The sequence below is a fragment of the Mesorhizobium sp. B2-6-2 genome, from assembly GCF_006440615.1.
Classification (GTDB): domain Bacteria; phylum Pseudomonadota; class Alphaproteobacteria; order Rhizobiales; family Rhizobiaceae; genus Mesorhizobium.
In genome coordinates, this window is record NZ_VFUG01000034.1 from 1 (window position 1) to 13601 (window position 13601).

General features: G+C 60.8%; 9 protein-coding genes and 4 pseudogenes. 9 read left to right on the forward strand and 4 right to left on the reverse strand.

Annotated elements, in window-relative coordinates; translation table 11 throughout:
- Positions 1-1182: pseudogene (locus FJ419_RS30995) on the forward strand (hypothetical protein); the annotation flags it as partial.
- Between the two features lie 47 nt (positions 1183-1229).
- Here FJ419_RS30995 and FJ419_RS30240 read toward each other — a convergent pair.
- Positions 1230-1939: pseudogene (locus tag FJ419_RS30240) on the reverse strand (SOS response-associated peptidase).
- Between the two features lie 111 nt (positions 1940-2050).
- Between FJ419_RS30240 and FJ419_RS30245 the strand changes: the two are divergent.
- The 5 genes from FJ419_RS30245 (at position 2051) to FJ419_RS30260 (ending at position 7880) form a co-directional block, all read left to right on the forward strand.
- Positions 2051-4012 (forward strand): AAA family ATPase, encoded by a 1962-nt coding sequence (locus FJ419_RS30245; RefSeq protein ID WP_181170848.1) that lies wholly within the window; start codon positions 2051-2053, stop codon positions 4010-4012.
- Positions 4013-4547: 535 nt separating this feature from the next.
- Positions 4548-4682 (forward strand): hypothetical protein, encoded by a 135-nt coding sequence (locus FJ419_RS31525; protein WP_281405841.1) that lies wholly within the window; start codon positions 4548-4550, stop codon positions 4680-4682.
- A gap of 66 nt (positions 4683-4748) precedes the next feature.
- Complete coding sequence (locus FJ419_RS30250; RefSeq protein WP_095766908.1) at positions 4749-4943, forward strand: hypothetical protein; 195 nt, start codon at positions 4749-4751, stop codon at positions 4941-4943.
- 340 nt (positions 4944-5283) lie between these two features.
- A complete protein-coding gene (locus tag FJ419_RS30255; protein WP_246673617.1) occupies positions 5284-6741 on the forward strand; it encodes an AMP nucleosidase in 1458 nt (485 codons plus the stop codon).
- 101 nt (positions 6742-6842) lie between these two features.
- Entirely contained in the window at positions 6843-7880 is a 1038-nt protein-coding gene (locus FJ419_RS30260; protein WP_246679431.1) for an endonuclease/exonuclease/phosphatase family protein, read from the forward strand.
- 29 nt (positions 7881-7909) lie between these two features.
- On the opposite strand, the pseudogene FJ419_RS30265 reads toward FJ419_RS30260, so the two are convergent.
- Together FJ419_RS30265 and FJ419_RS30270 are read right to left on the reverse strand one after the other, a co-directional pair.
- A pseudogene (locus FJ419_RS30265) lies at positions 7910-8539 on the reverse strand (DUF922 domain-containing protein).
- A 100-nt stretch (positions 8540-8639) separates the two neighbouring features.
- Complete coding sequence (locus FJ419_RS30270) at positions 8640-10319, reverse strand: electron transfer flavoprotein-ubiquinone oxidoreductase (protein ID WP_140700804.1); 1680 nt, start codon at positions 10317-10319, stop codon at positions 8640-8642.
- A gap of 251 nt (positions 10320-10570) precedes the next feature.
- On the opposite strand from FJ419_RS30270, the gene FJ419_RS30275 reads away from it, so the two are divergent.
- The 3 genes from FJ419_RS30275 (at position 10571) to FJ419_RS30285 (ending at position 13374) form a co-directional block, all read left to right on the forward strand.
- A complete protein-coding gene (locus tag FJ419_RS30275; RefSeq protein ID WP_140700805.1) occupies positions 10571-11209 on the forward strand; it encodes a hypothetical protein in 639 nt (212 codons plus the stop codon).
- 202 nt (positions 11210-11411) lie between these two features.
- Positions 11412-12338: a uracil-DNA glycosylase gene (locus FJ419_RS30280; protein ID WP_140700806.1), complete on the forward strand. Its 927-nt coding sequence runs from the start codon at positions 11412-11414 to the stop codon at positions 12336-12338.
- 226 nt (positions 12339-12564) lie between these two features.
- Positions 12565-13374 carry a helix-turn-helix transcriptional regulator gene (locus tag FJ419_RS30285; protein WP_140700807.1) on the forward strand — a complete coding sequence of 270 codons (810 nt, stop codon included), beginning with the start codon at positions 12565-12567 and terminating at the stop codon, positions 13372-13374.
- Between the two features lie 96 nt (positions 13375-13470).
- Here FJ419_RS30285 and FJ419_RS31365 read toward each other — a convergent pair.
- A pseudogene (locus tag FJ419_RS31365) lies at positions 13471-13601 on the reverse strand (EamA/RhaT family transporter); the annotation flags it as partial.

The following is a 13601-nucleotide window of genomic DNA, read 5'->3' on the forward strand; positions in this document are numbered from 1 at the left end:
TCGCAGACCATCGCGGAGCTGCAGGCGAAGACATCGCCATTGTCGCAGACCATCGCCGAGCTGCAGGCGAAGGCATCTCCCTTCTCGCAGGCTATCGCGGAGCTGCGGGCGAACACATCGCCATTGTCGCAGACCATCGCGGAGCTGCAGGCGAAGACATCGCCCTTCTCCCAGGCCATCGCCGAGCTGCAGGCGTCGCCAACCATGGCATTGATTGCGCGCGCCAACCAGTGGGCAAACCAACTCGCTGGCACTGGTGGGCTCGCGGTGCACATGCCGACTTGGACGCCAAACAACGAAATCGAGCTAATCCAGCGGGCCGCTACTGGCGTCTTGAGTCTCTCGGCAGAGGTAGGCCGCTTGCGCCTGAGCGCGGCTCTTGGGGTGGAAACTCTGTCTGCCGAGTTGCAGACAACTCGATTGAAGCTCTCCGCACTGGCTGGTGCTGGAGACGTACTTGGCTTCGCAGCGAGATCAAGCTTCACAGCCTATGAGGAGCTGTTCGGCAACTGGCACACGCGGTCTGATCTGCCAAACCGCTTCTGGCGCGATCCAGAAATGCGCCAAAGACATTACCGCGAAGCCGAGGTTGACCCGGGTCTTATCGAGACCACGCCCGCTGGAGCAATCGAGGTTGTCATCGAGAGTGGTTTTGCCACCGGTGTTTCGGAAGCCGGTAGGTCGGTTGTGTTGCTCGACGTGGCGGGTCTAACGATGCAGATTCGGTCGGGCAATTCCAGAAATGATGCGTTCAGCGCCATAAGTTCCTTTGAGCATTCGTTGCGGCTCTTGATTTCCAAGAAGTTGGAGGCGTTGGCCGGACCACAGTGGTTCAAGCAAAGGGTCGATGGTGAGACCCGCAAGAAGGCGCGAGAACTTCGCGCGGCGGCCATGGCAAATGGCGAGCGAGATAAGGACTTGCTGTCGTATCTCGATCTGGGGGACCTGATGGCAATACTGCTTCGCAAGGACAACTGGGAAGGGACGTTTGGGGACATCTTCCCTCACCGGGAACGGCTGCAGTTTGACCTACAGGCTCTGATCGCCACCCGACGTCCGACGATGCACACGCGCGATGTCGATGGAGTGCGCCTTGTCGAGCTGATTTGCATCATCCGCCGCCTCAGCCAATTCATGACTGGCGACGGCGAATGGAAGCGAATCTCCGATTCTGAGGATTGAGGGCTGCTGCTCAACCACTTAAGCGTTGGGCACCAGCCGCACTTGCCTTAAAGCAATCGTAGTTGGTCGCCGGGTGCTGAGCCCAGCGGAAACTTTATTTGCGTGGCAGGCTTGTCGACGATCACTAGCGCTTCGTCTGGCGCGGGGCGCTGTAAGCCCCTGGCTTCCGACCAGGGAGCAGTAAGCCACGTTTCGGTCTCCTCCCGCGTCGTCAGGATCACCGGCATTGCCTTTTCATGGATCGGCTCGATGAGGGCGTTAGGTTCGGTCGTCAGGAACCCATAGACCTCATGATCGCCGGGACCGTCCTTCACCTTCCGTACCCCATACCAAGGGTCCATAGGCCAGCCAAGAAGAACAGTGGACGATCCTCATTCAATGCAAACCAGTAGTTCCGCTGAACGCCGGTCTCGGGGTCCTTGTCGTTCGGCTTCGGGCTAGGCTCCGCGAAGCAGGTCACCGGCACCAAGCAGCGATGCTCCACCCCTAGGTACTGCTGCCAGTGGAAGTAGTCGGTCTTCCGAACGTTGGTGGTCCCGTAGTCGGCCTTGCCTTTCACTCGCTCTGGAGGAGCAGGCATTCCCCATAGGAGCTTTGCAAGTTCGCGCTGACCGTCAAGCGCATTGCGCACAACTGGACCGGGGGTATTTGGATAGACATCTAGCGAAGGCTCGAGGTTCCCCAAGACGTCCCGCATGGCGCGGGTCCATTTGCGGATGGCGTCTTGGCTGGTGGTGATGTTGTAGAGGTTGCACATGCTTCTAGAGTGCCTCGGCAACCCCGATCATTCCAGCCCAAAACGACGGACTCCTAGTTGTCGCTGAAAGCGGTAAACTCTATGCTGCTAACCTCGGGCGGGGGATTCGGAATGACGTTGACGAAATTTACTTTGTCTCAAAAGAGCGTCTACAAATCGATATCCAAGTTAAAACCGACAGAACTACCCAGCTTTACAGTCCTCACAGGAGTCAATGGCTCTGGTAAGTCCCATATCCTCGAGGCAATCCGAAGCGGGCAGATACAGGCAGACGTTTCGCCCGATATTTCGCAAATTCAGCTTTACACTTGGAATGACCTCGTCCCGAACGACGTGGGCATAACAAACATTTCCCAAGTTCATTCTCATAGGGATTGGTTTATTGGGCAAGTGAGAGGTTACAAAACCCAGCTGACGCAGGGTTTATTCGACACTCTGAAGCGGCATTCCATAGACCAGCCCTTTGCATCCGACCCGTGGCAAAGCATAAGCAAATCTGATGACGAATTGATTTCTCTTGGGATTCCGGCAGAAACAATTGACAACACTCGGAATGAATTGAATAACTTTGAAAATCAGATAGGAAGCATGCTTCAACGTGATTTCGGAGCAGACGAGATCAAGAAGTGGATATTTAAGGACCTTACGAGCGACCGATTAAAAATGCACAGTATGTCACCATCTGACTTTGACAGGAGGCCATTTTCATATTATGGAAAAAGCATATTTCAGCATTCTTTTGGCGAAATGTTCTTTGCCTACTTCGACAAATTGCGAGCCAATCGAAATCGCCGTCTCGATGAATCTGAGGGACGAACTCCGAGCGTTCCCTCGTTGAGCGAGGCAGAGTTTGTTAAGAAACACGGAAGCCCCCCTTGGGAATTTGTCAACGAAACGCTCAAGCGGGCAAGGCTCGATTTTCAAATTGACTACCCTACAGATTACGAATCCACTGAATTTTGGCCAAGACTAACGAAAGTCTCTACCAGCCACAAGATAGATTTTGGCTCCCTTTCGTCTGGCGAGAAGATCATCATGTCTCTCGCATTTTGCTTGTACAACACGACTGACCGACGCCAGAACGTGGCAAGGCCGAAGTTATTGCTCTTTGACGAAATTGACGCTCCATTGCATCCGTCAATGTCGAGGGTTTTAGTCGATATAGTGAATACTGTCTTGGTCCAGAAAGAAGGCATTCCCGTTATTTTGGTGACTCACTCGCCCTCGACAGTTGCGGTTTCTCCCGATGAGAGTATTCACTTGCTCGAACCTTTGACAAACAAGATATCAGCCGAAAGCAAACGTCGGGCGGTATCTACCCTCACCGCCGACATACCCACTATGTCAATTGACTTCAGTGGCAGACGACAGGTCTTTGTCGAAAGTGATTTCGATGCGGATCGATACCAGCTTTTGTATCAGCTCCTGGCGCCACGCCTTGAAAGCGAGCGATCTCTGAACTTCATCGGGGTAGGCCACGCCAACATGGGAACGGGTTGCGCACAGGTACTCTCAACCGTGACATCACTAGCAGAAGCAGGAAATACGTCCGTTTTAGGCTTGATCGACTGGGATACAAAAAACAGCGCAACCAGTCGCGTATACGTCCTTGGAAGCAGCGAACGATACGCCATAGAGAATTACCTACTCGACCCCCTGCTTCTAGCTGCCGCCATTCTCAACGTCGACCCTTCTGGGGGAACCGATATAGGACTTGAATCGACTGTCACTTTCGCGGGTTTCTCCGGCCTTGAATCGACGAGTCTACAAGCGGCGATCAATACGATCCAAGACAGAATTATTTCTAGGATGAATCCGAGGTCCGAGGCGGTCAGCGTTGAAGTTCATTATGGTACGGACCGGCGCTTGATGGTCGACCGCAGGTATCTGGTCGCGAACGGACATGATTTAGAAGAAGCCGTACTTGATGAATTCCCGAAACTGCAACGATTCAAAGGGACAGGAAAGCTACTCTACCACATGGTGGACGTTGTGATACGCAACCACGTCAGCCTGGTCCCTAGGCATCTCGTGGATGCTATGAGATGGCTTTGTGAAACAAGCTTGGAATGACAGCAGGCGATGCGGACATTTTTGCAAAAAGTCTGTTTCGGTATTTACGTATTGAGGCAGGGCCGGTTTCCCCCCGTGGCCCCTCGCGGAAACTCGCGGTTCCCATCCTATCCCCGTGACCATCGAGGCCTCATTTCCGTCGTACTCATTGTACAATCTGCAAAGACAAAGTCATTTCTGGCACAAGCTCTGAGCGCCAAACTCCAGACCATACGAGACGGCCAAGGGCGTTTCACCGTTTTGCGGAACGGTGAAACGCCCTATTTCTTTGTTTGACGCAATTCCGGACGGAAAACCGCTCACACTTTTCCTGGAATTGCGTCTTTGTTTGACGCAATTCCGGACGGAAACCCTCACACTTTTCCTGGAATTGCTCCACACGGCCCGTTTTTTTGGAGCGACAGCGCTCCGCCGCGCTGTGGCACCGGCACGCGTGCAAGACCCTCGTCAATCAATTTGAACCGCAGATGAATACCGGTCTCAGAACCGGTTCAGAGGCCGTCAGGCATTTTCTCCCGCATTGAAGGAGAGAGAAATGCTTGCCCGTCGCTTCACCATCGTTTGCCTGCTGATGAGCCTGTTCGGCATGCTCTTCGCCATCCTTGTGGCGGAGGCCGGTCATTCGGCCCGCCCTTGGGAACGGCCGGTGCCCACATTGTCGGCCTCGTGAACCAAATCGAGCTCTGAAACGACAAAGCTTAAAATCGACCTAGCTGGAAACCGGGATACCACCAAAATGAACCGCATCGCCGACAATGCAACGAAGATCCTCCGGCTGCTGCCGCGGGCGATGCTTATCCTGATGCTGCTGGCAGCCCCGGTGCTGGCGGTGCCGATGATGCGGGCCGATACAAGCCATAGGATCGAGGCGCCGCCGCACAAGAACACCAGCGTAGGCTTCGTGCTGCTGATCAGCCTGCAGCGCGGGTAGATGTAACGATGTTCAGGTGAGGCCGGCCTGCGAAACGCGGCTTCCTGCGCTTCCGGTGCTCACGTACGAAAAGTACGCTCCGCTCCGGCCTTCGCCGGCCGAAGCCCTCATAAATGTCTCCGTCCTATGAAGGCTACGGTCGGCGTAGGCCGGTTCTCGGAATCCACCTTTCTCGACTTGGACTGACCTGAATCTCGTCACATCTTGAATCGGAGCGATAACAAAAAATCTCCAGCTGGGTTGCGGTTCCTGTCCGCTCACCCCTCCCAAGCGCTCTCCTGAGTCTCTATATTGAGCCATGGAAAAGCGAATCTACCCCCAAGCCATCGACTCGGTCGTCATGCCGGAGCCCTTCGGCAAACAGGACTTCCACGACGCCAGAAAGGCCGTCGCGGCGCTGCAGGCGCTCTACGACCGCAACACCAAATTCCTGCGCGATTCTTTCTCAGCCCTTGCCGCGGGCGGAGATGAAAGCAAGCGCTACCGGGCCTTCTATCCGCAGATCGGCGTCACCACGACCTCGTTCAGCCAGGTCGACTCACGCCAGGCCTATGGCCATATGCCGACGCCCGGCCATTTCGCCACCACGATCACGCAGCCGCAACTGTTCGAGAACTATCTCATCGAGCAGCTTCGGCTCATCATGCGCAATCACGGCGTGACGGTGACGGTCTCGGAATCGACGACACCCATCCCGCTGCACTTCGCCTTCCTGGAAGGCACCTATGTCGACGGCGCCGCCGCCGAGCGCATCAAGCGGCCGATCCGCGACCTGTTCGACGTGCCCGATCTCGACGGCACCGACGACCAGATAGCCAACGGCACCTTCGAGGTGGCGTTCGGCGAGCCGCGGCCGCTGGCGCCGTTCACCGCGCAGCGCATCGATTATTCGCTCCACCGCATGACGCATTACACGGCGACCAGCCCGCAGCATTTCCAGAACTTCGTGCTGTTCACCAATTACCAGTTCTACATCGACGAATTCGTGGCGCGCGCCCGCGAGTTGATGGCCAATGGCGACAGCGGCTATGTCGAATTCGTCGAACCCGGCAATGTCGTGACCAGGAACGGGGAGACGGTCCCGGAAGGAACGCCGCCGCACCGCCTGCCCCAGATGCCGGCCTACCACCTGAAGAAGCCGGGCCATGGCGGCATCACCATGGTCAATATCGGCGTCGGCCCGTCCAACGCCAAGACCATCACCGACCATATAGCGGTGCTGAGGCCGCATGCCTGGGTGATGCTTGGCCACTGCGCCGGGCTGCGCAACACGCAGGCGCTGGGCGACTATGTGCTGGCGCATGCCTATGTGCGCGAGGACCATGTGCTCGACGATGACCTGCCGGTCTGGGTGCCGATCCCGCCGCTGGCCGAAATCCAAGTGGCGCTGCAGGAGGCGGTCGCCGAAGTGACGGGACTGTCGGGCTACGACCTCAAGCGCATCATGCGCACCGGCACCGTCGCCACCATCGACAACCGCAACTGGGAGCTGCGCGACCAGCGCGGACCGGTGCAGCGCCTGTCGCAGTCCCGGGCCATCGCGCTCGACATGGAATCGGCCACCATCGCCGCCAACGGCTTCCGCTTCCGCGTGCCTTACGGGACGCTGCTGTGCGTTTCCGACAAGCCGCTGCATGGCGAACTGAAGCTGCCCGGCATGGCGACCGAGTTCTACAAGCGGCAGGTGGCGCAGCATCTCACCATCGGCATCAAGGCGATGGAGAAGCTGGCCGAAATGCCAATGGAGCGGCTGCATTCGCGCAAGCTCAGAAGCTTTTCCGAAACCGCGTTCCAATAGAGCCGCACGCCTGCCAGCGACCGGCGAGGCAATCGGTCGTCTTGCTTGGGCCGCAATTTGGCCGATAACCGGTCCGAACGGAAGACTGGGCTTCGGAGAAAATGACAACGGGCGGCGCGCGCTTGAGCATGATGGCTCAGCTGATAGTCCTGGCGATGATGGCATGCTCGGCTGCGCTCTTGGCCGGGTTCTTCGGCGCGCTGCATCCGGCCTTCGATTCCTTCTCGCATTTCCGCATGCATCTGAGCCTGCTGACGGCCTTGCTTGCGCTGTTGCTGCTTGCCGGTCCCTACCGGCTGCAGGCCGTCGCCGTTCTGGTCTTCGCCATCGCCTGCTTCGCTACGACGACGGGCGCGCTTCCCAGATTGTCGGCGCAGCAGGCGGTCGCAAAGCCGGCCGACCGGATCACCTACAGCCTGTTGCAGATGAACCTGCGCTTCAACAACCCGACGCCGAAGAAAGTGCTGTCGCTGATCGGCAGGACCAATCCGGATGTCATCACGCTCGACGAAGTGTCCGGCATGTGGGCGAAGGAACTCGGCTATATTGCCGGCGCTTACCCCTATCGCATCCTTTGCGACTATCCCAACGGCATATTCGGCGTCGCGCTGCTCTCGCGCCGTCCCTTCGCCGCCGGCACCGCGCCAGGTTGCGAGCCGCGCGGCGCGATGGCCGCCGCCACGATCGATTTCGGCGGCATTCCGGTCGATGTCGCCGCAATCCATCTCAGCTGGCCGTGGCCGCAGGAGCAATACTGGCAGATTGGCGAACTGGCGCAATCGCTGGCCGCGCTCGGAGAAACCGCCATCATGGCCGGCGACTGCAATGCCGTGCCGTGGAGTGTGGCGGCGCGGCGGGTGGCGCGGCTCAGCGGCATGACGCTAATGCCTTCGATCGGTCCGACCTGGATCCACCGCACGCTGCCCGACTTCCTGCGCCGCTATGCGGGCCTGCCGATCGACCAGGTGTTCAGCAAGGGCGGGGTGACGATCCTTTCGTCGGCCCGAATGGAGGACACTGGCTCCGACCATCTGCCGGTGCTGGTCGAATTCACGCTGCGGTCCGACGGCAACGCGCCTGACGACGACCACAAGTCGGCGCTGGCGGCGAACGACGCGCCGGTCAAGCCGCGCAGCTGACGTCCGCTTGGTAGGCGAACGGGCTGAGTTCAGTTCTTCCCCATCAACGCATTGACCAGTTTTTCGACATGGCCGCCGTCGCGGTGCTCGCGCGCGTCGAAGGCATTCTGCCTGGCCTCGTAGTCGGCATAGATCGTGTCGATGCGATGCCTGGCGTCCCAGCGAAGACCGGTGCAGAACCAGTTGTCCTGCCGCTCGAGCCCGGCGAGCGCCGCCTCGGTGGCCCGCATCATCTGCATCGCGATGCGGCCATGGGTATGTTCATGCTGGCGCACGCCGGCCATGAAGCGCTCCTAGCGCTTGCGCAGGACCGGACCGGACGGAGACGTGCGGCGCGGAAAGGTGTAGGTCAGGTCGATCGTGCCGGTGGCCTGACGCAGCCGGCAGATGCCATTGTCCCGTTTCACGTCGAGGTTCCAATGCACGGTATAGCCGGTCTCGGCGATGGCGCGCGTCGCATGACCGTGCCGCGGCCCGAGGCCATCCATCGCCTCGATCAGTTCAGCCCCGGTCCTGCCGGCGACGTCGTAACTGCGCACATGCACGGTCAGCTTGGTGCCGGCCGAGGCCGTCCCGCAAAAAAGCATGCCGGCAGCAGCTAAAATCGCCAGGCTGATGCGCCGCATGTCCGCTTCCTCGTTTGACGCGAAGCAGACCATACTCGGCGCCCGGCTTCAACGGTCTCTGCCGATAAGGCGCGGCTACCCGACCTTCGCCGGGCCTGTTGGAGCGGCGGTCGAGACGGCCCGGTCGAGCGGATCACATGCCTTGGTAAACCGGGCCTTCGCCGCCTTGTGGCGGCACCCAGTTGATGTTCCGGTTCGGATCCTTGATGTCGCAGGTCTTGCAGTGCACGCAGTTCTGCGCGTTGATGACGAAGCGCACATCCTTGGCCGACGGGTCAGCTGCGGCGTTGCCGTCCTTGTCCACCCACTCATAAACACCGGCCGGGCAGTAGCGGGTCGAGGGACCGGCGAAGACGTCGTGCTCGGAACGCTGCTGCAGCGCCATGTCGCCGACGATCAGGTGCACCGGCTCATTTTCCTCATGGTTGGTGTTCGACAGGAACACCGAGGACAGCCGGTCGAAGGTCAGCACGCCATCCGGTTTCGGATAGGCGATCTTCTGGTGCTGGGCGGCGGGCTCGAGCGTCGCATAGTCGGCCTTGCCGTGCTTCAGCGTACCGAAAGGCGAGAAGCCGAACAGCGTGTTCAGCCACATGTCGAGACCGCCGATGCCGACGCCGACAATGGTGCCGAAGCGCGACCAGAGCGGCTTGACGTTGCGCACCTTCTCCAGGTCCTTGCCGATGTCGGTGCCGCGCCATGCTTCCTCGTAGGAAGCGAGCTCGTCATTGGCGCGGCCGCCGGCAATCGCTCCGGCCACATGCTCGGCCGCCAGCATGCCGGAGAGCACCGCATTGTGCGAGCCCTTGATGCGCGGCACGTTGACGAAGCCTGCCGCGCAACCCACCAGCACGCCGCCGGGGAAGGAAAGCTTCGGTACCGACTGCCAGCCGCCCTCGGTGATGGCGCGTGCGCCGTAGCCGATGCGCTTGGCCCCCTCGAAGGTGCCGGCGATCGCCGGATGGGTCTTGAAGCGCTGGAATTCCTCGAAGGGTGAGAGGTAGGGGTTCTTGTAGTTCAGGTGGACGACGAAGCCGACCGCCACCTGGTTGTCCTCGATATGGTAGAGGAAGGAGCCGCCGCCGGTCTTCATGTCAAGCGGCCAGCCGAAGGAATGCTGCACGAGACCAGGCTTGTGGTTCTCGGGCTTGACCTGCCAGAGCTCCTTGAGGCCGATGCCATATTTGCCCGGCTCGCGGCCTTCCGAAAGTTTGTATTTGGCGATGAGCTGCTTGGCCAAGGAGCCCCGCGCGCCTTCGCCAATCAGCACATATTTGCCCATCAGCGCCATGCCGGGCGCATAGGCCGGGCCATGCGTGCCGTCCTTCTCGACGCCCATGTCGCCGGTGATAACGCCGGTGACGGCGCCGGCCTCGTTGTAGACGAGGCTTGCCGCGGCAAAACCCGGATAGATCTCGACGCCCAGCGCCTCGGCCTTGGTCGCAAGCCAGCGGCAGACATTGCCCAGCGAGACGATGTAATTGCCGTGGTTGTTCATCAGCGGCGGCATCAGGAAGTTCGGCAGGCGGAAGGAGCCGGCGGGGCCGAGCACCAGGAAATGGTCCTCCGTCACCGGCGTCTTGAACGGATGGCCCTCCTCCTCGCGCCAGCCGGGCAGCAGCCGGTCGATGCCGATCGGGTCGACGACGGCGCCGGAGAGGATGTGGGCGCCAACCTCGCCGCCCTTCTCCAGGACGACGACGGAAAGGTCCGGGTTGAGCTGCTTCAGACGGATCGCGGCGGAAAGGCCGGCGGGACCAGCGCCGACGATCACCACGTCGAATTCCATGCTCTCGCGTTCGATTTCGCTCATCGGCCCCTCACTGGCTCGCCATGTTCTCGCATTGTGCTGGCTCATGCGCTGCATAGCGCATCAATTCGCGACGCGAAACCGGCGCTGACGTGACAACAGCGATTTCGACAAAAAGTCGCGGTTTTCGCCACGAAACGGCCGCCGCGCAGGCCATGGCCAAGCATAGGCCAGCGCCAATTGGATGGAAGGCCGGGCCGCGTCCGCATGTTTTTAATTGTTCGACGGCTTGGTTATCGGCAATACTTCGCGTCATGCGCAGTCCAGAGCCAGCCGGCTTTCCCTCGAAGCGCTTACTCTTCACGCCAGGCATGGCCTGGCGCGCGGTTCTTCCGCTCCTCTTTTTGACCCTGCCGGCGGAGGCCGATCCGGTGAAGGTCTGGGCGACCGGCGCCTATTCCTTCTCCGACGAGCTGGGCGGCTTCCGCATCACCGGCGCTTCGGGCATCGGCACCAAGGAAGACCCGCTGATCATCAAGGAGGAGCTCAACACGGCAACGCCAGTGACGCTGACGATCCGCGCGACCAAGCCTATCGAGCCCTTCGGCAGGGCAGGCGAGGTCGCCAACGGCGTGATGTATATGCGCATCGACGTGCTCAACAACAGCGCGCTGCCCTGGGTGGAGTTCCAGTTCGAGCTGCAGGAAATCCTCGACCAGCCGAGCGTGTTCGGCGACGGCCTGTCCTTCGACCAGCGCAACAAGACGCCCGACAACATCTGGTCGAGCAATTTCGCCGATTTCGAGCGTAAGTTCGAACCTTACGACCAGCTGCTGTTCAAAAACGGCAAGGTCGACCCGCTGAAGACGGCGACCTTCGATTTCCTGGTCACCGACTACACGCCGCGCTGGACGTTTTATATCGTACAGGATCCGCGCATACCGACTGGGTGAAAGCATATCGATATTCAGGTGATGTCGGCCTGCAAATGGCGGCTTCCTGCGCTTCCGGTGCTCACGTACGAAAAGTACGCTCCGTGCCGGTTCTCGGAAACCACCATTTTCGACTCGGCCTGACCTGAATCTCGACATGCTCCAATACAGACGAACGTGGCTTAACCTTGCAAATCGGCGCCGCGCGGATGATGGTGGCGCCATGACTGCCGCCTCCCCCAGCACACCAGCCGAGATCGCCGAACTGCTCGCCCTCTATGCCAGCGCCGGCGTCGACGAGGCGCTTGAAGACGCGCCGGTCAACCGGTTTGCCGAAGCGGCGGCGAAGTCGGCCGAACGCAGGCCTGCCGAGCGGCCGCCAGCCGCACCGCCTCGCGACCCAAGACCCGAGAGCCGCCCGGCATCCGGACAGGTCCCGGAGCGGCCCCAGGCGCCCGTGCCGGCAACGTCGTCATCCGGCCTCGACGCGCGCAATATCCCGGACGCTCCGGCGCGCATGCCGACCGCCACCGTTCCCGACGAGGCGCAGGCGCTGCTTGCCCGGCAACTGGCCGCAAGCGCCTCGACGCTCGAGGAACTGCGCCAGCATATGGCCGGCTTCGACGGCTGCAATCTCAAATTCACGGCCAAGAACCTCGTCTTCGCCGACGGCAATCCGAAAGCCGAGCTGATGCTGGTCGGCGAGGCGCCGGGCAGAGACGAGGATCTTGAAGGCCTGCCCTTTGTCGGCCGCTCCGGCCGGCTGCTCGACCGCATGCTCGCGGCGATCGGCCTCGACCGTGGTTCGGCCTATATCGCCAACGTCATTCCGTGGCGGCCTCCTGGCAACCGCACGCCGACGCCGCACGAGACCGAAATCTGCCGGCCCTTCATCGAAAGGCAGATCGAGCTGGTCAATCCCAAGGTGCTGGTCAATCTCGGCGGCCCATCGGCCAAGACGCTGCTCAACACGAGCGAGGGCATCCTGCGCCTGCGCGGCAACTGGCGCGTGCACACGACCGCTTCCGGGGTTGCCATCCCGGCGATGCCGACGCTGCACCCGGCCTATTTGCTCAGGACACCGGCGCATAAGAAGCTGGCCTGGCGGGATTTTCTCGAGGTGAAGGCGCGGTTGAAGGCGATTGGCTAATCTCCCCCCTCGTGGGGGAGATGCCTGGCAAGGCAGAGGGGGGCGTGAAGGATCGCCTGCCTTTGAAATTCGCGGAGCGCCGCAAGATCGACATGTCGGCGGGACAGCCCCCCTCTGTCCTGCCGGACATCTCCCCCGCAAGGGGGGAGATTGGCCGGCACCAGCGCCTCCGCCAATAACCTCCAAGGTAATTGAACTGCGCCCCTCGCCGCCCTACTCCTCTCCCATGACCACATCCGAAACCTCAGCCGGCAGCCTGATCCGCGAATGGCGCACGCGGCGGCGCATGAGCCAGCTCGACCTCGCCATGGAGGCCGATATCTCGCAGCGGCATCTCTCCTTCGTCGAAAGCGGCCGGGCCCAGCCTTCGCGCGACATGGTTCTGCATCTGGCCGAGCAGCTGTCGATTCCACTGCGCCAACGCAATCAACTGTTGCTTGCCGCCGGATTCGCGCCGAGCTTCAGCGAAAAGCCGCTGACCGATGCGACGCTGGCGCCGGCGCTTGCCGCCGTCGAGACCGTGCTCAAGGGCCACGAGCCTTTTCCGGCACTGGCGGTGGACCGGCACTGGAACCTCGTTTGCGCCAATGGCGCGATTGCCCCGTTCCTTGCCGATATTTCCGAGCCGTCCCTGCTTACGCCGCCAGTCAACGTTCTGAGGCTCAGCCTGCACCAAGGCGGCGTGGCACCGCGCATCGTCAATCTGGCGGAGTGGCGCGCGCATCTTCTGGAGCGGCTGAAGCACCAGAACGACGCCACCGGCGACCCGGTGCTGATTGAGCTGGAGCGCGAATTGCGCACCTATCCGTCGGGCCTGAGGAGCAGCCGGCCCGCACCGGCCGAGCCGAGCGGCATCGTCCATCCGCTACGGCTCGCGCATGGCGATCATGTGCTGTCCTTCATCAGCACGATCACCGTCTTCGGCACGCCGCTCGACGTCACGCTGTCGGAGCTGGCGATCGAATCCTTCTTCCCTGCGGATGAGCTGACCCGGGCGGTGCTGGTGCGGCTGGCGAAGGATCGAAACTCTCAATAGCTCAAATTGGAAAAGCCGAGGGACAGCACCCCTCTGTCCTGGCGGCCAGAGAGGAGTGTGACGGAACTCGGCTTTGAAGCTACTCTTTGGGACAGTTCACCCCTGCGGCGGCGTGACCGTCCTGGTGCGCGTGCGCTCCAGGCCGAGCTGCCGCTCGCGCCAGATGATGAAAATGCCGGCGGCGACCACGATCACGCCGCCGATTAGCGTGTTGAGCGAGGTGACGT

Coding starts and splice junctions, on each gene's coding strand:
- FJ419_RS30245 (WP_181170848.1), top strand. CDS start 2,051: ATGACGTTGACGAAATTTACTTTGTCTCAAAAGAGCGTCTACAAATCG.
- FJ419_RS31525 (WP_281405841.1), top strand. CDS start 4,548: ATGCTTGCCCGTCGCTTCACCATCGTTTGCCTGCTGATGAGCCTGTTC.
- FJ419_RS30250 (WP_095766908.1), top strand. CDS start 4,749: ATGAACCGCATCGCCGACAATGCAACGAAGATCCTCCGGCTGCTGCCG.
- FJ419_RS30255 (WP_246673617.1), top strand. CDS start 5,284: ATGCCGGAGCCCTTCGGCAAACAGGACTTCCACGACGCCAGAAAGGCC.
- FJ419_RS30260 (WP_246679431.1), top strand. CDS start 6,843: ATGACAACGGGCGGCGCGCGCTTGAGCATGATGGCTCAGCTGATAGTC.
- FJ419_RS30270 (WP_140700804.1), bottom strand. CDS start 10,319: ATGAGCGAAATCGAACGCGAGAGCATGGAATTCGACGTGGTGATCGTC.
- FJ419_RS30275 (WP_140700805.1), top strand. CDS start 10,571: ATGCGCAGTCCAGAGCCAGCCGGCTTTCCCTCGAAGCGCTTACTCTTC.
- FJ419_RS30280 (WP_140700806.1), top strand. CDS start 11,412: ATGACTGCCGCCTCCCCCAGCACACCAGCCGAGATCGCCGAACTGCTC.
- FJ419_RS30285 (WP_140700807.1), top strand. CDS start 12,565: ATGACCACATCCGAAACCTCAGCCGGCAGCCTGATCCGCGAATGGCGC.